Source organism: Arenimonas aestuarii, assembly GCF_054781715.1.
On the sequence record NZ_BAAGTW010000004.1, the window covers coordinates 1,543,861 to 1,564,126 of the forward strand.

Here is a 20,266-nt window from a genome sequence, read left to right on the forward strand (position 1 = left end):
GGATTCAGGCGCGCCAGAAACCAACCGTATCGATCACCTGCTTGCCCGGCGCCACGTCGAGCCCGCGGAAAACCGAATGGCCAACCAGCAACAGCACCACGTCGGCCTTTGCCACGGCCTCTTCGGCAGGCAGGAAGCTCAATCCCAGGTCGCCCAGGCCGGCATGCGGCAACGCCGCTTCGTAGGGGTCGGCGCAGGCCACGCGGCCCGGCAGGCGCTTGCTGAGCTCGCTGGCGATCTGGAGCGCCGGACTTTCGCGGAAGTCGTCCACGTCCGGCTTGTAGGTCAGGCCCAGGCAGGCAACACGCGCATTGGGCTTGCCCGCCAGCGCTTCTTCGACCTGCGCCATGACGAACTGCGGCTTGGCGTCGTTGACGAGGCGGGCCTGGCGGATCAGGCGGGCATCGTCCGGCGCACTGGCGACGATGAACCAGGGATCCACCGCGATGCAGTGGCCACCCACGCCGGGACCGGGATTGAGGATCGAGACGCGGGGGTGGCGGTTGGCGAACGAGATGACGTCCCAGGCGTTGATGTCGAAACGCCCGCAGATCATCGACAGTTCGTTGGCGAAGGCGATGTTGACGTCGCGGAACGCATTTTCGGTCAGCTTGACCATTTCCGCGGTGCGATCATTGGTGAGCAGGCAGTCGCCCTTGACGAAACGCTTGTACAGGGCCGCCGCGCGACGCGCGCACACGGGCGTCATGCCGCCGATGATGCGGTCGTTCTCGACCAGCTCCCGCAGCATCTGGCCCGGGATGATGCGCTCAGGGCAGTAGGCGAGCGACACGTCCGGTTCGCCTTCGCCGCCCGGGAAGACGAGGTCGGGCCGGACTTCCGCCATGACCCGCGCCAGCATGCCCGTGGTGCCGACCGGCGAAGTCGACTCCAGGATCACGAGATCGCCGCGCTTGAGCACCGGTGCGATCGCGCGGCCGGCCGACTCGACGTAGGAGAGGTCGGGGGCATGGTCATCGTCGTGCCCGACCGGCGTCGGCACGGCGATGATGAAGGCGTCCGCGGGCTGCGGCTCGAGGTGTGCGGACAAATGACCCGAGGCCACGCAGCGCGCGACCAGGTCGTCCAGGTCGCCTTCCTCGATATGCGCCCGGCCCTGGTTGACGCTGTCCACGGCGCGCTGGCTGATGTCGATGCCGTGCACACGCAGCCCGCTGGCGGCGAACATCGCGGCCGTGGGCAGGCCGATATAACCCAGGCCAACGACCGCAAGGGCGCCCACGACGGGGTCGGCGGCAGCCAGCGGCTGGGCGGGGCGGGCAGTGTCATTCATCTTGGATTCTCTTGGCTCGTCTGGTCATGGTTTTGCGGGCCCGGCGTGGGGGCCCGAAGCGCGGTGGGCGCAGTCAAGCGCCGGATTATCGCATCAAGCCGGGCGGCGCCTGTCGCCCAGGCATAAGCAAGGATGGTGTCGTCCATCGGCAAGGCGTCTTCGCGCCGCCGTTCGGCCAGGCGCGCCAGCAGCCCAGCGATCGCATCCGGATCGTTTTCGCAGGCCTCGCCGCGCCCGGATTGCCGCAGCAATTGCGTGGCGACGTCGTCGCCGGCACCCCCGACATGCAGGATCGGACGCCCGGCGCCCAGGTATTCGTAGATCTTGCCCGGCACCTGGCAGGGGTCGTCGTTGGCCAGGTTGACCAGCACGTCCGCTTTTCGCTGCAGGTCCAGGACGTCGAGGTGCTGCATGAAGCCCAGCAGGCGCACCGACTCCGGCGCCTGCTGGCTGGCGGCTTCGATGTCCGCAGGGACGCTGATCGAAGCGATGTTGAGGCGTGCGCCCGGCGTCGCCAGCACGGCCTGCAGCAACGGCTGGTGGCGCCGGAAGCCGTAGAAGCTGCCGGTGTAGAAGAGTTCGAGGCGGTCGTGGCTGAAAGGCGTGCCCTGCCCCATGCGAGCCGATGCCTGGAAACGGTGGTCGAAGCCCTGGGTGAGCACGCTGCAACGATCAGCAGCCAGGCCGTGGCGCTCGGCGAGCAGTTGCCTGGCCGGTTCCGTGGTGACAACGACGTGGTCGGCCTGCTGGCAGGCTGCGCGCTCAAGCCGCAAGGCGCGGCGGCGCCAGCGCCAGGGCGTATAGGGCGCCAGCACCGGATCACCCATGTCCACGATCCAGTTGAAGCCGGCCCGTTTGGCGAGCAGGCCCAGTTCGATGGTGGTTGCCGGCTCGTGCGAACTGATGACGACGTCCGGTGTCAGGTCACGCAGAAGGCGGCGCAGGCGGCGGGCCGCCCAGGGCCGCCACTCCGCGCGCAGGTCCGGGAACAGGAACCAGGCCAGCAGGGCCTGCAGGCGATTGAACAGGCGCCCTTTCCAGTTGAGTCCGGTGTGCCAGAGACGACCCTTCCAGTTCAGCTGCGGACGCGACGCCGGCAATCCGGGTGTCGGCGCGTCCTGTTTCGCGCCCTCGCCCACGGGGTCCGGGCGGTGGCGCGCGCGCCATACCAGCAGGCCCATCAGCGGACCCGGGAATGTCCGGTGAACCGTGACCGAAGGCGGCATTACCGGCAAGCCCGAACCCGACGCGGGGTTCTCCGGCGCCAGCACGTGCACGTCGTGCCCGGCCAGGGCCAGCTCGCGCACGAGATAGGCCCAGCGCAACGACTGCGGCGACGGACTGGGCGGAAACTCGTGGGCGATCAGGAGAATCCGCCTGGCGTGCTCACCGGGCATCCGTATCCTCTTGCCCGGCTCGGGGTTCGGTCCCTTCCTCGGCGCCCGCCTGCTTGCCCTCGGCCGCGAGCCGCCGCTCGCGGGCCAGCCTGCGTTCCTCACGCTCCTGCCGCTCGCGGCGTTCGGCGCGTTCGCGACGGGCCTTGGCCTCGGGCGTTTCCTTGGCTTCGATCTGTGCCCGGCGGGCCAGGTATTCGGGCGTGGACTGGTAGATGGCCTTGTAGGCGTCGATCGCCTCGCGGATCGGGCCGGCATGCACCACCTTGCCGTAGTCGAGCACCAGGCCGACGTTGCAGATTTCCCGCAGCATCTGGAAGTTGTGGCTGGCCAGCACCACGATCTTGCTGCCCTGCACACGATCGGTCATGCGCATGCGGGCCTTGTCGACGAACTCGGCGTCGCCGGCGCCAAACCACTCGTCCATCAGCATGATGTCGTGCTGGACGCTGGTGGAGATCGCGAAACCAAGACGCATGCGCTGGCCCGAGGACAGGGTGGCAAGCCGGTGGTTGGCGCACTCCTCCAGGCCCGAAAATTCCAGGATCGACGGCAACAGCGCCGAGACTTCGCGCGCCGGCAGCGACATGGCGGCCGCCCGCAGGAAGATGTTCTCGCGGACCGTTGCCTCGACGTGGAAACCCAGGCCCAGGTTCAGCAGCGCCTGCCGCGAACCATGGACCTCCACCTCTCCCCGGGTCGGCTGGAACGCGCCGGACAGGACCCGCAGCAGCGTGGTCTTGCCCGCGCCGTTCCGGCCCAGGAGCGCGATGCGGTCGCCTTCCCGTGCTTCCAGGCTGACGTCTTCGAGGATGGTCCGGTACTCACGCTTGGGCCGCGACGTGGCGGCGGCGAAAAGCGTTGACAGGAATGTCTTGGCCGAACGTTCGGCCTGGACGAAGTTGGGGACATCCAGGCTGACGTTGTTTGCGATGATGCGTGCGCTCATGTTCGGCTCCTGGCCTCAGACCCAGATGGGCACGTAGCGGGCGTAGCGCCGGAACAGCCATGTCGTGAACAGCCAACCCACCAGCGCCATCACGCAGACAACCAGTATCGAAATCCGTTCCGGCATGTCGCCCAGGATCGGCGCACGCAGCATGTCGATCAGGTGGAAGGCCGGATTGAACCGGACCGCGCTGCCACGCAGGGTGTCCGGCGGGAAACGCTCGACCGTCCACAGGATCGGTGTCAGCAGGAAGCCCAGCACCAGCACCGTGCCGATCAATTCATGGGTGTCGCGGAAGCGGGCGCCGATCAGCGCGATGCACACGGCGATCCAGCCCAGGTTGGCGAGCAGCATCGGCAGGGTCAGGAGCAGGGTCCAGGCCGACGTCAGGCTGGTGGCCGGCGACCACAGCAGCACGCCCGCGACGATCAGCGCACCGAAGAACAGGTGGAAACCGGCCTTGGAAAACGACACCAGGATGAAATCGGTCAGTCGGATTCGCCCTTCCATGATGAAGGCCTTGTGCACGCTGAACGCACCGGAGGCATCGCTGACCACCTGCACCAGGAAACGCCAGGTCACGTAGCCCGTCGCCAGGTAGGGCAAGTATTCATCCAGGGCGTAACCCATCAGGTGCGAATACACGTTGCCCAGAACGACCACGAACACCAGGGTGGGCAATACCAGCCAAAGCAGGCCCAGGCTGGTGCGCCGGTACTTGGTCGCGATCTCGAGCCAGCTCGAGTACGCCCAATAGTCGGGTTGCCTCAGGCTCTGCCAGAGCTGTGGCAACAAACCCTGGCCGCGATGGGAATGGTAGCGGTTACTCATTGAGCCGCGCCCAGCGCCGCGTCCAGTTCCGCCCGCAGGTCCGCCACATCCTCCACGCCCACGCTCAGCCGCACCAGGTTGTCGGTGATGCCCAGCGCCGCGCGGCGCTCGGCCGGCACAGAGGCATGGGTCATGATGGCCGGGTGGTTGACCAGGCTTTCGACGCCGCCGAGCGACTCGGCCAGGGCGAACAGCTTGCAGCGCTCCATGAACCGGCGCGCGGCATCGCCACCGCCCTTCACGTAGATCGAGATCATGCCGCCGAAGCCGTGCATCTGCCGCTTGGCCAACTCATGCTGCGGGTGCGAAGCCAGGCCCGGGTAGATCACCTTGTCGATCGCCGGGTGGGACTCGAGCCAGTTGGCCAGCTCCATGGCGTTTTCGCAGTGCGCCTTCATGCGCAGGTGCAGGGTCTTCAGGCCGCGCAGCGCCAGGAAACTGTCGAACGGGCCCTGGATGCCGCCCACCGAATTCTGCAGGAAGGTCATCTGCTCGGCCAGGCCGGCGTCGTCGCCGACGACCACCATGCCGCCGACCATGTCGGAATGGCCATTGAGGTACTTGGTGGCGGAATGCATCACCAGGTGCGCACCCAGCTCCAGCGGGCGCTGCAGCACCGGCGAGCTGAAGGTGTTGTCGACGGCCAGCCACAGGCCCCGCTTGCGCGCGAACTCGGCCAGGCGCGGGATGTCCACCAGCTTGAGCATCGGGTTGGTCGGCGTTTCGCACCAGATCAGCTTGGTTTTCGGCGTGATCGCGGCTTCCACCGCGGCCATGTCGTTGAGGTCCACGAAGCTGAAGTCCAGGCCGGCGCTGCGGCGGCGCACGCGCTCGAACAGGCGGTAGGTGCCGCCGTAGACGTCGTCCATGCAGACAACGTGGTCGCCGCTGTCGAGCATCTCGAGCACGGTGGACGTGGCCGCAAGGCCCGAGGCGAAGGCGTAGCCGCGGCTGCCTCCCTCGAGTTCGGCGACGCAGCGCTCGTAGGCGAAACGCGTCGGGTTGTGGCTGCGCGAGTACTCGAAGCCCTGGTGCTGGCCGGGGCTGGCCTGCACGTAGGTGGACGTCGCGTAGATCGGGGTCATCACCGCACCGGTGCTCGGGTCGGGTGACTGGCCGGCGTGGATGGCTCGGGTGCCGATTCCGTGGGTTTTGCTCATTTCTTTTCGCCTCTGGGCCGGCTAACCGGCCTCGATGGGGATTATCTGGGAAGGTGGGTGCGTGGCGGTCAGCGAATTATTCGCATTGGCGCCCGCGCATCGTCACGGCACGCGCCGGCGCAGGTAATTGAGCAGGTCGATGCGCGTGATCAGGCCAAGGAACTTGCTCCCGTCCACGACGATCGCCACCTGGCCGCGGTCGAACACCGGCAGCAGCGCTTCCATGGGCTCGGTGACCTGCAGCAGCGTCAGCTGGGTGACCATGGCGGTGGCCACGCTGTCCTTGAAACGCTCTTCCTTGCCGTACACGTGCATCAGCACGTCCGATTCGTCGACGATGCCGACGATGCTGTCGCCGTCCATCACCGGAAGCTGGGACACGTCGTACATCTTCATGCGCTGGTAGGCGACGTGCAGCGTATCGTCCGGCCCCACCACCACGGTGTCGCGCTGGGCATAGGGCCGCAGGATCAGGTCGCGCAGGTCGCCGTGGGTTTCACGCTCGAGGAATCCGTTGTCGAGCATCCAGTAGTCGTTGTACATCTTCGACAGGTACTTGTTGCCGGTGTCGCAGACGAAAACGACCACTTTCTTCGGCTCGGTCTGTTCCTTGCAGTACTTCAGGGCGGCAGCCAGCAGGGTGCCGCTCGAGCTGCCGCCCAGCACGCCCTCCTTGACCAGCAGTTCGCGCCCGGCCAGGAAACTTTCCTTGTCCGAGATGGCGTAGGCCTTCTTCACGCGCGAGAAGTCGGAAATGTCGGGCAGGAAGTCCTCGCCGATGCCTTCGACCAGCCAGCTGCCGGACTTGGTGCTCAAAACGCCTTCGTTGATGTACTGGGTGAGGATCGAGCCGACCGGATCGGCCAGCACCAGCTCGACGTGCGGCGCCACCTTGGCGAAATAACGCGACAGGCCGGTCATGGTGCCGGAGCTGCCGCAGCCGAAGACGATGGCGTCCATGTCGCCGTCCATCTGCGCCCAGATCTCCGGGCCGGTGCCTTCTTCGTGGGCCGCCGGGTTGTCCGGGTTTCCGAACTGGTTGATGAAATAGGCGCCCGGGGTTTCGCTGGCGATGCGGGCGGCCATGTCCTGGTAATACTCCGGATGGCCCTTGGCCACGTCCGAGCGGGTCAACACCACATCGGCACCCATGGCCCGGAGGTTGAAGATCTTCTCGCGGCTCATCTTGTCGGGCACGACCAGCAGCAGCCGGTAGCCCTTCTGCTGGGCCACCAGGGCCAGGCCGATGCCGGTGTTGCCGGCGGTACCTTCGACGATCAGCGCGCCCGGCTTCAGGTCGCCCCGGGCCTCGGCCGCCTCGATCATCTTCAGGCCGATGCGGTCCTTGATCGACCCCCCCGGATTCATGCACTCGAGCTTCAGGAACAGCTCGCAGGGGCCGGTATCAAGATGGCTGGCCTTGACTATCGGGGTATTGCCTACCAACTGGAGGACGCTGGACTGAACCGTCATGGGAATGGGGGGTATTGGGCGGGATCGCAGGGCGCAGATTCTAGCAGCCCGGGCCCTTGCGCCGCCCGCGGCCAGCCCGTGCAGGCTGGCCCGGCCCAAGGGCTGCGGCGGCGACCCGACGAGGTGGGCCGCCGCCGCAGCGGTAACTCAGTGTCGATGTTGGTCGAACATCCGGGTCAGCCGGTCCTTGGCGTTTAGTTTTTCTTTTTTCATGCGCCCCAGGGTGGTGTCGTCAAGCGGCAGGACGCCCAGTTCGGCATCCAGCACCTTTTTGTCGAGTTCCCGGTGGTGGTGGTAGAGCTGCCGGAATTCCGGGTCGCTCTTCATCAGCGCTTCGAGTTCCTGTTGCGGTTGCCCTTCAAACATCGGATTGACCTCCTCCATAAAACGCGAACGCCCCGGTTGGGTAGACCGGGGCGTTGCGGATCGAGATTAAGGTCAGGTCGCTTTCGCGGGCGGCGCCTCCACGCGACGCGCGCACATCCGGAAGGAAGGCGGCGCGTTCGGCGGTGGCGAGGTCTGCTTTCATCGGCCTGGCTCATGGTCCCGGGGGCATCGGGCCACCGGGAATTTGAACCTACTCCCCCTCTCAGGGGGTCGCAACCCCTTTCGTAAGTCTTTGTTTTTACATCAGTTGATGATTATCTCGACCCGCCGGTTGCGGGCCCGCCCGGCGGCACTGCCGTTGTCGGCCACCGGGCTGGATTCGCCCTGGCCGACGGCCCGGAGGCGCCCGCCGTCAACGCCGGCTTCGACCAGGACCCGCATCACGGCCTCGGCCCGACGCTGGGACAGGGCCTGGTTGGCGGCCTGGCCGCCCTGGCTGTCGGTATGGCCCTCGATGCGCACGCTGCCGCTGCTGCCAAGCAGGCCGGCCAGGGCCCTCAGGCTGGCCCTCGCCGGAGCCGTGAGGCTGGCGCTGCCGCTGCCGAAGGCATCGCCACCGAGGGTGTAGACCTCGCGGCCGCCTTCCCGGCTCAGCGGCGGCGGACTGGCATCGGTGATGTCGTCGGCGGCGATGGCGGCGGCCAGCTCGGCCTCCTGGCGCGCCAGCTCCGCTTCACGGGCGCGTGCGGCGGCCAGTTTGCGGGCCTGGGCGGTTTCCGCCTCGGCGGCCTCGACCTCGGCCATGCGCATGGTTTCCGCCTGCTCCAGCTCGCGCTGGATGGATTCTTCCCGCGCCAGGGCCTGCAGGCGCAGGCGTTCGGACTCCCGGCGGGCCCGTTCGGCCTCCCGGCGGCTGGCCTCGAGCATGATCTGGTCGCGCTCGCGGTCGAGCTGTTCGGCCTGGCCGACCAGCAACTCGGCTTCGGCGGCCAGGCGGGCGGTTTCCACGCGCACCCCGGCCAGGCCGAGCTTGTGCTCGCGGTCGCGGCGGCGGGCGTCACGGGCATCTGCGATGGCCTGGCGCGCCTGCAGGCGCTCGAGCCGGGCCAGGCCACCCAGGGACGGGTCGGCCTCCAGCGCCTGCAGCTCGGCCGCCAGGCGCGCCACGGCGTCCTCGTGGTCGCTGGCGGCGGTGGCGGGCCCGGACAGGGCCAGGCCGGCGGCCAGCAGCAGGGTCAGCAGTCGGACGGGCATGGTCAGCCTCCCCCGTTCATCAGCAGGCGGCGGCGCAGGTCGGCGTTGCGCGCGGCAGCGCTTTCAACCGCCTGGCGGGCCGTGTCCAGCCGCGCCTTGGCGTGGGCCAGGTCGGCGTTGGCCGCGGCGGCCTCGGCCAGCCGCAGCTGGTCGGTCTTGCGCCTGGCCTCCCGGGCCGCCAACCATTGTCCGCGCGCCTGTTCCAGCGCCTGCGCGGCATCACCGCGCGGCTGGGCGGACTCGGCGGCGATCACCGCGCGCTCGGCCGCAGCCAGCGCCGCGTCGACCTCGTCGGCAAGCGCGCTGTTCGCGCAAAACAGCGAAACGGCAAGCAGGATTGGCAGCGCACGATGGATTTTTAACGGCATTAGTGTCATAAGGCGAACTCGCAGGTTGGCGTTTCGGCAAGGGCATTGTAGCCACGCCGGGCCACCCACCGGGACCGAACCAGGGGATGCAAGGATACTGACATGGACATCGGCTACTTCCTGAAGCTGATGACGGAAAAGAACGCGTCGGACATGTTCCTGACTACCGGCGCGCCCGTCTATATCAAGGTTGAAGGCAAACTCTACCCGCTCGGCAATACCGGCCTGCCGGCCGGCATGGTCAAGAAGATCGCGTACTCGCTGATGGACGAGGGCCAGGTACCCGCCTTCGAGCGCGACCTGGAGTTCAACATGGCCATCGCCGTGAAGGACACCGGCCGCTTCCGCGTGAACGTGTTCAAGCAGCGCGGCGAAGTGGGCATGGTCATCCGCGCCATCAAGTCCGAGATCCCGGGCATCGACCAGCTCAAGCTGCCGGCGGTGCTCAAGGACATCGTCATGGAGCAGCGCGGGCTGGTGCTGGTGGTCGGTTCCACCGGCTCGGGCAAGTCCACCACCCTGGCGGCCATGATCGACCACCGCAACGCCAGCACCACCGGGCACATCCTCACCATCGAGGACCCGATCGAGTTCCTGCACAAGCACAAGAAGTCGATCGTGAACCAGCGCGAAGTCGGCCTGGACACCCACGCCTTCCACAACGCGCTCAAGAACGCCATGCGCGAGGCCCCGGACGTCATCCTGATCGGCGAGATCCTCGACGCGATCACCATGGAGTCGGCCATCGCCTTCGCCGAGACCGGCCACCTGTGCATGGCCACCCTGCACTCGAACAATGCCGACCAGACCCTGGACCGCATCCTGAACTTCTTCCCGGAGTCGGCCCACAAGAACGTCCTGATGAACCTCTCGCTCAACCTCAAGGCGATCATCAGCCAGCGCCTGGTGGTGGGCAAGGACGGCAAGCGCCTGCCGGCGGCCGAGATCCTCATCAACACCCCGATGATCCGCGACCTCATCCGCCGCGGCGAGGTGCACGAGATCAAGGACGCGATGGACAAGTCGCTGCAGGAAGGCATGCAGACCTTCGACCAGTCGCTCTTCCGCATGTACAAGGAAGGCAAGGTCGAGCTCGAGGAAGCGCTGCGCAAGGCCGACTCGCGTGACGGCCTGGCCCTGAAGATCCGCCTGTCCGAAGGGGCCAGCGGCGAGCACGACCCCTACGGCGACATGTACGGCGGCGGCGGCCCGAGCAGCGAAACCCAGGCCTACTGAGCCCGATCAGCCGGTCGCGGGTGCGTCCGGCTGCTTTTCCGGCCGGGCCGCGTCGAACTCATCCAGCGCCAGGCATTCGGCGGTGATGCGGCGGATGGTCCGGTAGGGCGCCATGTCCACCCCGAAACGCTCCGCGTTGTAGACCTGCGGCACCAGGCAGCAGTCGGCCATGGTCGGCACGTCGCCGTCGCAGAAGGCGCCGGTGGACGGGTTGTCGCAGAGGGTGTCCTCGAGCGCGTCGAAACCCGCCTTCACCCAGTGCCGCACCCAGGCCTCGCGCTCGGCCTGGGGCACGTTCCAGGTGTTTTCGAAGAACTGCAGCACCCGCAGGTTGTTGAGCGGGTGCATGTCGCTGGCGATCAGCTGGGAGATGGAGCGCACGCGCTGGCGGTCGCGGGCCGTGGCCGGCATCAGCGGCGGCGTCGGCCAGGTTTCGTCCAGGTATTCCATGATCGCCAGGGACTGGCGCAGGATGCGGTTGCCGTGCAGCAGCACCGGCACCAGTTCCTGGGGGTTGAGGTCGCTGAAGGGCGCCTTGTGCTGCTCGCCGCCGTCGCGCACCAGGTGCACGGCCGCGGTCTCGTAGGGCAAGCCCTTGAGATTGAGCGCAATGCGCACCCGGTAGGCGGCGCTTGAGCGCCAGTACGAATAAAGCCGGATCGAGCCCGCGGTCATCTGGCTTGCCCCTTGCCTGCCCTGTCTGGGCCAAGCATACGCCCGGCCCCGCGATTTGTGGCAACCCTGGCCGCTCAGGCCTTCTGGATGCGCTGCTCGATGGCGCCGAAAATGCTGTGGCCGGTCTTGTCGATCATCTCGATGCGCACGGTGTCGCCGAAGGACATGAAGGGCGTGCTGGGCTTGCCGTCGCGCAGGGCCTCGACCGTGCGCTGCTCGGCGAAGCAGCTGGCGCCCAGCGAGGTGTCCTCGTTGGCGACCGTGCCGGAGCCGACGATGGTGCCCGCCGACAGCGGGCGGGTTTTCGCCGCGTGCGCGACCAGCTGGGAGAAGTCGAACTGCATGTCCACGCCGGCCTCGGGCGCCCCGAACCACTTCCCGTTGACATGGGTGAGCAGGGGCAGGTGCAGCTTGTTGCCCTTCCAGGCGTCACCCAGTTCGTCGGGCGTGACGAACACCGGGCTCAGCGCGGAGCGCGGCTTGGACTGCAGGAAGCCAAACCCCTTGGCCAGTTCGCCCGGGATCAGGTTGCGCAGCGAAACGTCGTTGACCAGGCCCACCAGCTGGATGTGGCCGGCGACCTCGGCCGGCGAGGCGCCCTGGGGCACGTCGTCGGTGATCACGACCACCTCGGCCTCGAGGTCGATGCCATGGGCCTCGTCCGCCACCAGCACCGGGTCGCGCGGGCCGTAGAAGCCGGCGCTGACCGCCTGGTACATCAGCGGATCGGTGTAGAAACTTTCCGGCACCTCGGCGCCACGCGCCTTGCGAACCCGCGCGACGTGCGGCAGGTAGGCGCTGCCGTCGACGAACTCGTAGGCACGCGGCAGCGGCGAGGCCAGCTGGGTGGCGTCCAGGGCAAAGACCGGCTCGCCGTTCACCGTCTCCGGCTTACCCGCCTCGAGCGCCTCGTAGACGGCGTTCAGTCGCGGCGCCAGGTTCGACCAGTCTTCCAGGGCCCGCTGCATCGTCGGCGCGATGCCGGTCGCCTTGACGGCGCGCGCCAGGTCGCGGGAGACAACGATCAGCGTGCCGTCGCGGCCGCCTTCCTTGAGTGATCCGAGCTTCATGTCAGTTCCGTTGTTGTTGGCGGGGCCGCGGCGTCAGCTGCAGCCCTCGACGTAAAAAACCTGCGGCGGCACGCCGACGCGCCACTGCGTGACCAGGCCGTCCTGGTCCACTTCGAAAACGATCCGTCCCGGTTCGCCGAACTCCGGCGACAGCACCAGGTAGCGACCGCCCTCGACGTATTTGTGGGGCTGGACCTCGACCCGGCTGCCGAAGGCCTTCAGGATGTCCTCGGCGCGGGCGCCGACGGTGAAACCACCCGGCGCGGCGGAAACGCCCGGCGGGGTTCCGAACACGTCGTAGCGCACCAGCTTCGCGTCTTCGAACATGAAGGCGATGCCGCCACCGGCGGGACGCGGGTCCTGTTCAATGTAGTAACACAGGGTGCTGCCGGCCAGGCTTTCAGGCAGCAGGCGACCGCCCCAGGCCTGGCGGACCGCGGCTTCGTCGGCGCCGAACCTGGCCGCGCCGAAGCCGGTGAAGTGGACCTGCTCGCGGTCGTACTCACCCAGGGCAGCCGCCGCCGGGCCGGGGACCGGCGCGGGGCTGCTCGCTGGCGCATCCGGGGTGGCCGCCACCTGGTCCGCGTCCGGGGCGGGCATGGCGCTCGCACCGCCGTCTTCCCTGTCGCCAGCGCAGGCCGCCAGGACCAGGCAGGCAGCGAGCAAGGTGCTGCACGGGAGTCGCTGCATCAGGGTGCCTCCGGTGAAAAGTGCTTGCGCAGGCCCTGCCAGCAGGCCTGGTAATCGCGCTGGCGATGACCGGCGTCCAGCGCCTGCGCGGCGGGCCGGATGACGTGGCGCGATTCGAACATGAAGGCCATGGTGCCGGTGATGACGTCGGGTTTGGACAGGTCGGCGTTCGACGCCTTCTCGAACGTCGCCGCGTCCGGCCCGTGCCCGGTCATCGCGTTGTGCAGCGAACAGCCGCCCGGCACGAAACCTTCGGCCTTGGCGTCGTAGGCGCCATGCACCAGGCCCATGAACTCGCTGGCGATGTTGCGGTGGAACCACGGCGGCCGGAAGGTGTCCTGGGCGACCAGCCAGCGCGGCGGGAAGATCACGAAGTCGATGTTGCTGGTGCCCTCGGTGTCGCTGGGCGAATGCAGCACCAGGAAGATCGACGGGTCCGGGTGGTCGTAGCTGATCGAACCAATCGTGTTGAAGCGGCGCAGGTCGTATTTGCTCGGCGCGTAGTTGCCGTGCCAGGCCACCACGTCCAGCGGGCTGTGGCCGATGTGTGCGCGCCACAGGCTGCCCTGGAACTTGGCGACCAGTTCGAAGTCGCCCTCGCGGTCTTCCCAGGCCGCCACCGGCGCCAGGAAATCGCGCGGGTTGGCCAGGCCGTTGCTACCGATCGGGCCCAGGTCGGGCAGCCGGAACATGGCGCCGAAGTTTTCGCAGACGTAGCCGCGGGCCTCGCCGTCGGGCAGCGAAATGCTGAAGCGCAGGCCGCGCGGGATCAGCGCGATCTCCTGCGGCTCGACCTCCATCACGCCCAGTTCGGTGGCGATGCGCAGCCGGCCCTGCTGGGGAACGATCAGCAGCTCGCCGTCGGCGTCGTAGAAATACCGGCCATCCATGTCGCTGTTGGCCGCGTACAGGTGCACGCCCATGCCCGTGCCGGCCCAGCAGCCGCCGTTGCCGGCCATGGTGAACAGGCCATCGAGCCAGTCGGTCGGCGCCGACGGCATCGGCAGCGGGCTCCAGCGCAGCTGGTCCGGCGTCACCGGACCGTGGCCGAAATCGTTGTGGAAGCCCGCGTGGGCCAGTTCGGAGAAGGGCCCGTGCATCGCCGCCGGCCGGATGCGGTACAGCCAGCTGCGCCGGTTGCTGGCGCGCGGCGCGGTGAAGGCCGTGCCGCTGACCTGCTCGGCATAGAGGCCGTAGGGCGCCTTCTGGGGCGAATTGCGCCCCACCGGCAGCGCGCCCGGCAAGGCTTCTGTCGCGAACTCGTTACCAAACCCGCTCTGGTAGTCCAGGCTCATGGCGGGCTCCGGTCAGAGCACGCCGCGGCGCATCTGGTCGCGCTCGATGGATTCGAAAAGGGCCTGGAAGTTGCCCTCCCCGAAACCTTCGTTGCCCTTGCGCTGGATGATCTCGAAGAAGATCGGGCCGAACGCGTTCTGGGTGAAGATCTGCAGCAGCTTGCGCTGCTTGGTCTCCGGGTCGGCGTCGATCAGGATGCTGTTCTTGCGCAGGCGGGCGACGTCTTCGCCGTGTTCGGGGATGCGCTGGTCGATCACGTCGAAATAGGTGTCCGGGGTGTCCAGGAACTTCACGCCGGCCTGGTGCATGGCCTCGACCGAGCTGTAGATGTCGTCGGTGAACAGCGCGATGTGCTGGATGCCCTCGCCCTTGTACTCGCGCAGGTATTCGTTGATCTGGCTCTTCTCGTCGCTCGACTCGTTGAGCGGGATGCGCACCACGCCGTCGGGCGCGGTCATCGCCTTCGACAGCAGGCCGGTCTTGGCGCCCTTGATGTCGAAGTAGCGGATTTCGCGGAAGTTGAACAACTTCTCGTAGTAGTCCGACCACTTCTGCATGTTGCCCATGAACAGGTTGTGGGTCAGGTGGTCGATGAAGGTCAGGCCGAAGCCCTTCGGGTGCTGGTCCACGCCCGGGATCGGCGCGAAGTCGGCGTACAGGTCCTCGCGGCCGTCGTCGACCAGGTACAGCATGCAGTCGCCGATGCCCTTGACCACCGGCGCGTCCACGGCGCGGGTGTCGGCACGGTGGTCCTGGCGCTCGCCGCCGTTGGCCAGCACGTGCTTGAGCACTTCGCCCGAGGGCTGCTTGAAGCGGATGGCGAAGCCGCAGGCCGAAGGGCCGTGCTGGGCGGCGAAATCCGAGGCGAACGAATCAGGCGATTCGTTGAGCAGGAAGTTGATGGTGCCCTGGCGGTAAAGGGTGATCGGACGGCTCGTGTGCTTCGCAATCGCGGTGAAGCCCAGGTTGCGCAGGTACTGCGCCATTGCCTCGCCGCGATCGGCCGGCGCGGCGAATTCGACGAATTCGAAGCCGTTGATGCCCATCGGGTTTTCGAAGGTGGTGGGCTGCATGCCCAGGTTGGGTTGTGCGCTCATGGGGGAACCTCCGGGGATGCCGCTTGCATGGGGAAGACGTCCGTTATAGTTTCACTTGAAACCATTTGCAAGGTGCGGCGCCGCAATGCCTGAACGGGACATCCTGGACCTGGAGCATTTCCTGCCTTACCGGCTGTCGGTGCTGTCGAACCGCATCAGCCAGGACATCGCGCGCCTGTACGCCGACCGCTTCGGCCTGGGCGTGACCGAATGGCGGGTCCTGGCCGTGCTGGGCCGCTATCCCGGCCTCTCGGCCAGCGAGCTGGCCGAACGCACCGCCATGGACAAGGTCGCCGTCAGCCGCGCCGTCTCCCGCCTGCTGGCCGATGGCCGCATCACCCGGGACACCCACGGCGCCGACCGCCGCCGCTCGGTGCTGGAACTCTCCGGCGAAGGCCAGCGCGTCTACGCCGAAGTGGCGCCGGCGGCGCTGGCCTACGAACGCCGGCTGCTCGCCAATTTCGCCGCCGAAGACCGCGCCGCCCTGTCCCGCCTGATCGACCTGCTGGGCGACGCGGAAGAAAGCACCCACTGAAGGACCTCCCCCGCATGGGCTACCTGCGCTGCCTGAAAGGCATCGGTTCGGGCATCGAATACCCGGTCGAGCCGCCGATGAACCTCGACCCGGCCGACGGCCGGCCCGTGCAGATGGTGCTGGACCTCGACCGCCTGGCCCGGGACAAACCCGGCGCCACCTGGTACGACCCCGGCCGCCGCGACATGTGGCGCTTCGGCGGGCTGATGCCGCTGGACATCACCGACCCGGCCGAGGCTGCGCACATCGTGGCGCTGGGCGAGGGCCACACGCCCCTGCTCGACTATGGCGACCATCCCGTCGCCGCCGCCGCCGGCCTGCGCCTGCAGCTCAAGGACGAAGGCCAGGCCCACCCCGGCTTCGGCGCCAATCCGACCGGCAGCTTCAAGGACCGCGGCATGGCCATGGTCGTGGCGATGGCCCGCCGCGCCGGCCTGGAGCGCCTGGCCGTGCCGACCCAGGGCAATGCCGGCGATTCGCTGGTCCGCTACGGCCTGGCCGGCGGCCTGCAGGTGGTCGTGGCGATGCCGGACGACACGCCCATGCCCATCCTGGGCCAGGTCGCGGCCATGGCCCGCCTGCACCCCGGGCGCATCCAGCTCGAGCTGGTGAAAGGCACGATCCGCGAGGCCGCCGCGAAGCTCAAGGCGGACTACTGGCCGCAAGGCTGGTTCAACTGCGCCACCTTCCAGGAGCCGGGCTGGCGCATCGAGGGCAAGAAGACGCTGGGCCTTGAGATGGCCGAGCCGCCCCCGGGGGAAACCCGATGGTCCCTGCCCGATGCCATCGTCTACCCCACCGGCGGCGGCACCGGCGTGCTGGGCATGTGGAAGGCGTTCGACGAGCTCGAGGCCCTTGGCCTGGTGGACTCGCGCCGGCCGAGGATGATCTGCGTGCAGTCCGAAGTGACCACGCCCCTGGTGCGCGCCTTCGACGAGGGCGCCGACGATACCCAGGCACTGCCACAGACCGGGCCGACGCTCTGCACCGGCCTGAACGTGCCGGCCGGCGTCGGCCAGTTCCGGGTGCTGCAGATCATCCGCGCCAGCGGCGGCGCCGCGGTCGCCGTGGCCGAAGCCGACACCGCCCGCGAACTGGCGACGGTCTGGCGTGAGCGCCGGCACTGGATCTCACCCGAAGGCGCCGCCTGCCTGGCGGCCTTGCCGCAGTTGCTCGACCGCGGCCTGGTCCGGAAGGGCGAGCGCGTGGTCGCCGTGAACACCGGCTCGCTGGAGAAATACCTGCCGGAGCTGCGCCACCTGCTCTGAGGTCGGTACGCGCTGAATCTCCCTGCCCAAAAGGAAACGGGTGCGATTCCCGGAAGGAAATCGCACCCGTCGTCGCGTCACGCGAACTCAGGGCTTGGGATGCGTACCACCGGCCTGCGGCTCGCCGATTTCGGCCTGGCCCGGCACGTCGTCCTCAAAATCCTTGAGGGTGTCGAGGTGCATGAGCTTCTTGACCAGCGGCGCGATCACCACCATGAACACGCCCACGCCCACGGCGACCCAGCCGACCGTCGTGTAGACCTCGAGCACGCGCTCGGGGCCGGCATTGTCCACGCCTTCGGCGCCCGTGGCCGCAGAGATGAGGCCAGCGACGAAGTTGCCCGAGGCCGAGGCGAAGAACCAGGTGCCCATGATCAGGCTGGCCAGGTGCGCCGGCGACAGCCGGTTCATCGCCGACAGGCCCACCGGCGACAGGCAGAGTTCGCCGGTCGTGTGAAGCAGGTAGATCAGGAAGATGAACAGCACCGGCGTCATGCCACCCTCGTAGATCGCGGCGGAACCGGCGACCAGCACCAGGAAGCCCGCGCCGAGCTGGATGACACCCAGGCCGAACTTGGCCGGCGACGAGGGCTCCAGGCCACGACGGCCCAGGAACAGCCAAAGACCCGCGAAGACCGGGCCCAGCAGCACGATGTAGATCGCGTTGATGGACTGGAACATCGAGGCCGGCACTTCGTAGCCCAGCAGGTTGCGATCGACCGAGCTGTCGGTGAACAGGTTCAGCGACGAACCCGCCTGTTCGAACAGGGCCCAGAACAGGACCGAGCCGAAGATCAGGTACATGGCCGCGAAGATGCGGTCACGGTCGTGTGCCGGCAGCTTGAACACCGCGGTGAACAGCACGTAGGCCACCAGGATCGCGCCGGCTCCCATCAGCAGGAAACCCACCAGGTGCTGGTACTGGATGAGCACCCAGACCAGTCCCACGCCGACGATGCCCACCAGGTACAGCCACCACTCCATGCTCAGGCCGGCGGTGCGGTTGGCCAAGCGCACGGGGTCCGGGGCTTCGCCCTTGCCCATCAGGGCCGGCTTGCCGATCACGAACACGATCAGGCCCAGCAGCATGCCCAGGCCGGCGGCGCCGAAGCCGTAGGCCCAGCCGTAGGTTTCACCCAGCCAGCCTGCAGCGAGGGCGCCGAACGCTGCGCCGAGATTGATGCCCATGTAGAAGATCGTGTACGCCGAATCACGGCGCAGGTCGGTGCGCGGATACAGCTGGCCGACGATCACCGAGATATTGGCCTTCAGGAAGCCCGAGCCGACGATGATGAAGCTCAGCGCCAACCAGAACCAGTTGATGGCCCAGCTGTCCTGGCCGCCGCTGCCTTCGATGGCCATCAGGCTGTGGCCGATGGTCAGCAGCACGGCGCCGTAGAGCACCGCCTTGCGCTGGCCCAGGTAACGGTCGGCCAGGTAACCACCCAGCACCGGCGTGATGTACACCAGCGCCGTGTAGGCGCCATAGATGATCGAAGATTCTTCCTCGCTGTAAAGCCAGTGCTTGACGAGGTAGAAGATCAGCAGCGCGCGCATGCCGTAGTAGGAGAAACGCTCCCACATTTCGGCGAAGAACAGGACGTAGAGTCCGCGCGGGTGGCCGAGGAAGGTCTTGCCCTCGGCGAGGTTGGGTTGGGTGGCCACTTGGATGCTTACTCCCCTGGGTAATCAAAGTGAAACAAGGCGCGAAGGTGTAACCGGTGGCGGCAGCCGGCGTCAAACGCCGGCGCCACCGTTCAGTTTCAGCCGGCGGCCGGGTAGGCGAAGCTCGAACCCACGCCCAGCGGGATGCCCAGGGCCCAGAACCCGATCAGGAAGGCGGTCCAGACCACCAGCAGGGTGATCGAATACGGCAGCATCAGCGCCAGCAGGGTGCCGACGCCGGCGCCCTTCACGTACTTCTGGCAGAACACCACGATCAGCGGGAAATACGGCAGCAGCGGCGTGATGATGTTGGTCGAGCTGTCGCCGACACGGTAGGCGGCCTGGGTGAGGTCGGGCGAAACGCCCAGCTGCATCAGCATCGGCACCATCACCGCGCCAATCAGGGCCCACTTGGCCGAGGCCGAGCCCACCATCAGGTTCACGAAGCCCGACAGCAGCACGATGCCCACCAGCGTCAGCGCCATCGGCAGGCCCATGGCCTGCAGCAGGTTGGCGCCCTTGATCGCCATCAGCACGCCCAGGTTCGACTGGCCGAAGGCATAGATGAACTGGGCGGCGAAGAACGCCATCACGATGTAATAACCCATGCCCGACATCGCCTTGGACATGCCGGCAATGATGTCGCGGTGGGTTTTCACCGTGCCCGAAACGTAGCCGTACACCGCGCCCGGGATCAGGAAGAAGATGAAGATCAGCGGCACGATCGAGCGCATCAGCGGCGAGGTGAAAGCCAAGAGCGGATGCGTGCCCGGCGCCAGCGTGGCCGGGTCGGCGCCCCAGGGCGTGCCGGCCGGCAGCAGGGTCAGGACGAACAGCACGACCGCGATGCCCATGGCGGCCATCGCCCAGCCGAGGCCCTTGCGCTCTTCAGGCTTGAGCGGGCTCATCGTCGGCATCTGGCTGGTGTCGCCGTCCACCGGCGTGGCCTTCAGGCGGGGCTCGATGACCCGGTCGGTGAGGAACCAGCCCACGAGCATGATCAGCACGGTCGAACTGGTGGTGAAGAAGTAGTTGTTGAGCGGGTTGACCTCGTAGGCCGGGTCGATCAGCTGCGCCGCGGCCTGGGTCAGGCCGGCCAGCAGCGGATCGAGGCTGGAGGGCACGATGAACGTCGCCGAGAAACCGCCCGATACACCGGCGAAGGCCGCCGCGATGCCCGCCAGCGGATGCCGGCCGGCGGCGTAGAAGATCACCGCGCCCAGCGGGATGACCAGCACGTAGCCGGCGTCCACGGCGACATGGCTGAGCACGCCGACGCCGATCAGGGTCGGTGTCAGCAGCGATTTCGGGGTGATGCTCAGCATCGCCCGCAGCGCCGCGTTGATGAAGCCGGTGTGTTCGGCCACGCCCAGGCCCAGCATCGCCACCAGCACCACGCCCAGGGGCGCGAAAGTGACGAAGGTGTTGACCATGCTGGCCAGGAAGGCGGTCAGGCTGGTGCCGCTGAGCAGGTTGACGACCTCGACCGGATTGCCGCTGCGCGGGTCGAGCTCGGCGAAGGCCATGTTCGACATCAGCGCCGACACCGCCCAGGTGACCAGCATCAGGATCAGGAACAGCACCGCCGGGTCGGGCAGCTTGTTGCCGACGCGTTCGACCAGGTCGAGACTGCGGGCGATCCAGCCGCGCTTGGCGATGTCGGGCGGGGTGGCTTGGCTCATGA

The 20,266-nt window shown here is 67.6% G+C and carries 20 protein-coding genes; 3 read left to right on the forward strand and 17 right to left on the reverse strand.

Annotated elements, in window-relative coordinates; all coding sequences use genetic code 11:
• Nucleotides 1-4 precede the first annotated feature (4 nt).
• From wecC to ACYVJH_RS08250, 10 genes are all read right to left on the reverse strand, one after another.
• Nucleotides 5-1,294 (reverse strand): UDP-N-acetyl-D-mannosamine dehydrogenase, encoded by a 1,290-nt coding sequence (gene wecC, locus ACYVJH_RS08205; RefSeq protein ID WP_460454123.1) that lies wholly within the window; start codon nt 1,292-1,294, stop codon nt 5-7.
• The gene (locus ACYVJH_RS08210) at nt 1,291-2,691 is read right to left on the reverse strand and encodes a glycosyltransferase (protein ID WP_460454124.1); all 1,401 of its coding nucleotides are present in this window, start codon (nt 2,689-2,691) and stop codon (nt 1,291-1,293) included. The genes wecC and ACYVJH_RS08210 overlap by 4 nt, the downstream gene beginning before the upstream one ends.
• On the reverse strand, nt 2,681-3,637 hold the full coding sequence (locus tag ACYVJH_RS08215; RefSeq protein WP_460454125.1) for an ABC transporter ATP-binding protein: 957 nt from the start codon (nt 3,635-3,637) through the stop codon (nt 2,681-2,683). Before ACYVJH_RS08215 ends, ACYVJH_RS08210 begins: the two co-directional genes overlap by 11 nt.
• Before the next feature lie 15 nt (nt 3,638-3,652).
• On the reverse strand, nt 3,653-4,468 hold the full coding sequence (locus ACYVJH_RS08220; RefSeq protein WP_460454126.1) for an ABC transporter permease: 816 nt from the start codon (nt 4,466-4,468) through the stop codon (nt 3,653-3,655).
• Nucleotides 4,465-5,628 (reverse strand): cystathionine gamma-synthase, encoded by a 1,164-nt coding sequence (locus ACYVJH_RS08225; protein WP_460454127.1) that lies wholly within the window; start codon nt 5,626-5,628, stop codon nt 4,465-4,467. Before ACYVJH_RS08225 ends, ACYVJH_RS08220 begins: the two co-directional genes overlap by 4 nt.
• Before the next feature lie 102 nt (nt 5,629-5,730).
• Nucleotides 5,731-7,101, reverse strand: coding sequence for a pyridoxal-phosphate dependent enzyme (locus tag ACYVJH_RS08230; RefSeq protein ID WP_460454128.1), 1,371 nt, complete (start codon nt 7,099-7,101; stop codon nt 5,731-5,733).
• Nucleotides 7,102-7,248: 147 nt separating this feature from the next.
• Nucleotides 7,249-7,467: a YdcH family protein gene (locus ACYVJH_RS08235; protein ID WP_188659884.1), complete on the reverse strand. Its 219-nt coding sequence runs from the start codon at nt 7,465-7,467 to the stop codon at nt 7,249-7,251.
• A complete protein-coding gene (locus tag ACYVJH_RS08240; RefSeq protein ID WP_460454129.1) occupies nt 7,460-7,630 on the reverse strand; it encodes a hypothetical protein in 171 nt (56 codons plus the stop codon). The genes ACYVJH_RS08235 and ACYVJH_RS08240 overlap by 8 nt, the downstream gene beginning before the upstream one ends.
• 101 nt (nt 7,631-7,731) lie before the next feature.
• Entirely contained in the window at nt 7,732-8,682 is a 951-nt protein-coding gene (locus tag ACYVJH_RS08245; RefSeq protein ID WP_460454130.1) for an OmpA family protein, read from the reverse strand.
• A gap of 2 nt (nt 8,683-8,684) precedes the next feature.
• Nucleotides 8,685-9,050, reverse strand: coding sequence for a hypothetical protein (locus ACYVJH_RS08250; protein WP_460454131.1), 366 nt, complete (start codon nt 9,048-9,050; stop codon nt 8,685-8,687).
• Nucleotides 9,051-9,152: 102 nt separating this feature from the next.
• Here ACYVJH_RS08250 and ACYVJH_RS08255 point away from each other — a divergent pair, with 102 nt between their 5' ends.
• Nucleotides 9,153-10,286 (forward strand): PilT/PilU family type 4a pilus ATPase, encoded by a 1,134-nt coding sequence (locus ACYVJH_RS08255; RefSeq protein ID WP_460454132.1) that lies wholly within the window; start codon nt 9,153-9,155, stop codon nt 10,284-10,286.
• A gap of 6 nt (nt 10,287-10,292) precedes the next feature.
• Here ACYVJH_RS08255 and maiA read toward each other — a convergent pair whose 3' ends face one another.
• The 5 genes from maiA to hppD all read right to left on the reverse strand — a co-directional run bounded on the left by maiA (nt 10,293) and on the right by hppD (nt 15,114).
• Nucleotides 10,293-10,961: a maleylacetoacetate isomerase gene (maiA, locus tag ACYVJH_RS08260; RefSeq protein WP_460454133.1), complete on the reverse strand. Its 669-nt coding sequence runs from the start codon at nt 10,959-10,961 to the stop codon at nt 10,293-10,295.
• 74 nt (nt 10,962-11,035) lie between these two features.
• Complete coding sequence (locus ACYVJH_RS08265) at nt 11,036-12,031, reverse strand: fumarylacetoacetate hydrolase family protein (RefSeq protein WP_460454134.1); 996 nt, start codon at nt 12,029-12,031, stop codon at nt 11,036-11,038.
• Between the two features lie 33 nt (nt 12,032-12,064).
• A complete protein-coding gene (locus tag ACYVJH_RS08270; RefSeq protein WP_460454135.1) occupies nt 12,065-12,721 on the reverse strand; it encodes a lectin in 657 nt (218 codons plus the stop codon).
• A complete protein-coding gene (gene hmgA, locus ACYVJH_RS08275; RefSeq protein WP_460454136.1) occupies nt 12,721-14,016 on the reverse strand; it encodes a homogentisate 1,2-dioxygenase in 1,296 nt (431 codons plus the stop codon). The genes ACYVJH_RS08270 and hmgA overlap by 1 nt, the downstream gene beginning before the upstream one ends.
• A 12-nt stretch (nt 14,017-14,028) precedes the next feature.
• Complete coding sequence (gene hppD, locus ACYVJH_RS08280; RefSeq protein ID WP_460454137.1) at nt 14,029-15,114, reverse strand: 4-hydroxyphenylpyruvate dioxygenase; 1,086 nt, start codon at nt 15,112-15,114, stop codon at nt 14,029-14,031.
• Nucleotides 15,115-15,199: 85 nt separating this feature from the next.
• Between hppD and ACYVJH_RS08285 the strand changes: the two genes are divergently transcribed.
• A complete protein-coding gene (locus ACYVJH_RS08285) occupies nt 15,200-15,649 on the forward strand; it encodes a MarR family winged helix-turn-helix transcriptional regulator (RefSeq protein WP_460454138.1) in 450 nt (149 codons plus the stop codon).
• 14 nt (nt 15,650-15,663) lie between these two features.
• Nucleotides 15,664-16,917, forward strand: a complete 1,254-nt coding sequence (locus tag ACYVJH_RS08290) for a threonine synthase (protein WP_460454139.1) — start codon at nt 15,664-15,666, stop codon at nt 16,915-16,917.
• A gap of 87 nt (nt 16,918-17,004) precedes the next feature.
• Here ACYVJH_RS08290 and ACYVJH_RS08295 read toward each other — a convergent pair whose 3' ends face one another.
• Together ACYVJH_RS08295 and ACYVJH_RS08300 are read right to left on the reverse strand one after the other, a co-directional pair.
• The gene (locus tag ACYVJH_RS08295; RefSeq protein WP_460454140.1) at nt 17,005-18,582 is read right to left on the reverse strand and encodes a peptide MFS transporter; all 1,578 of its coding nucleotides are present in this window, start codon (nt 18,580-18,582) and stop codon (nt 17,005-17,007) included.
• A 98-nt stretch (nt 18,583-18,680) separates the two neighbouring features.
• Nucleotides 18,681-20,264 carry an AbgT family transporter gene (locus tag ACYVJH_RS08300; RefSeq protein WP_460454141.1) on the reverse strand — a complete coding sequence of 528 codons (1,584 nt, stop codon included), beginning with the start codon at nt 20,262-20,264 and terminating at the stop codon, nt 18,681-18,683.
• Nucleotides 20,265-20,266 lie beyond the last annotated feature (2 nt).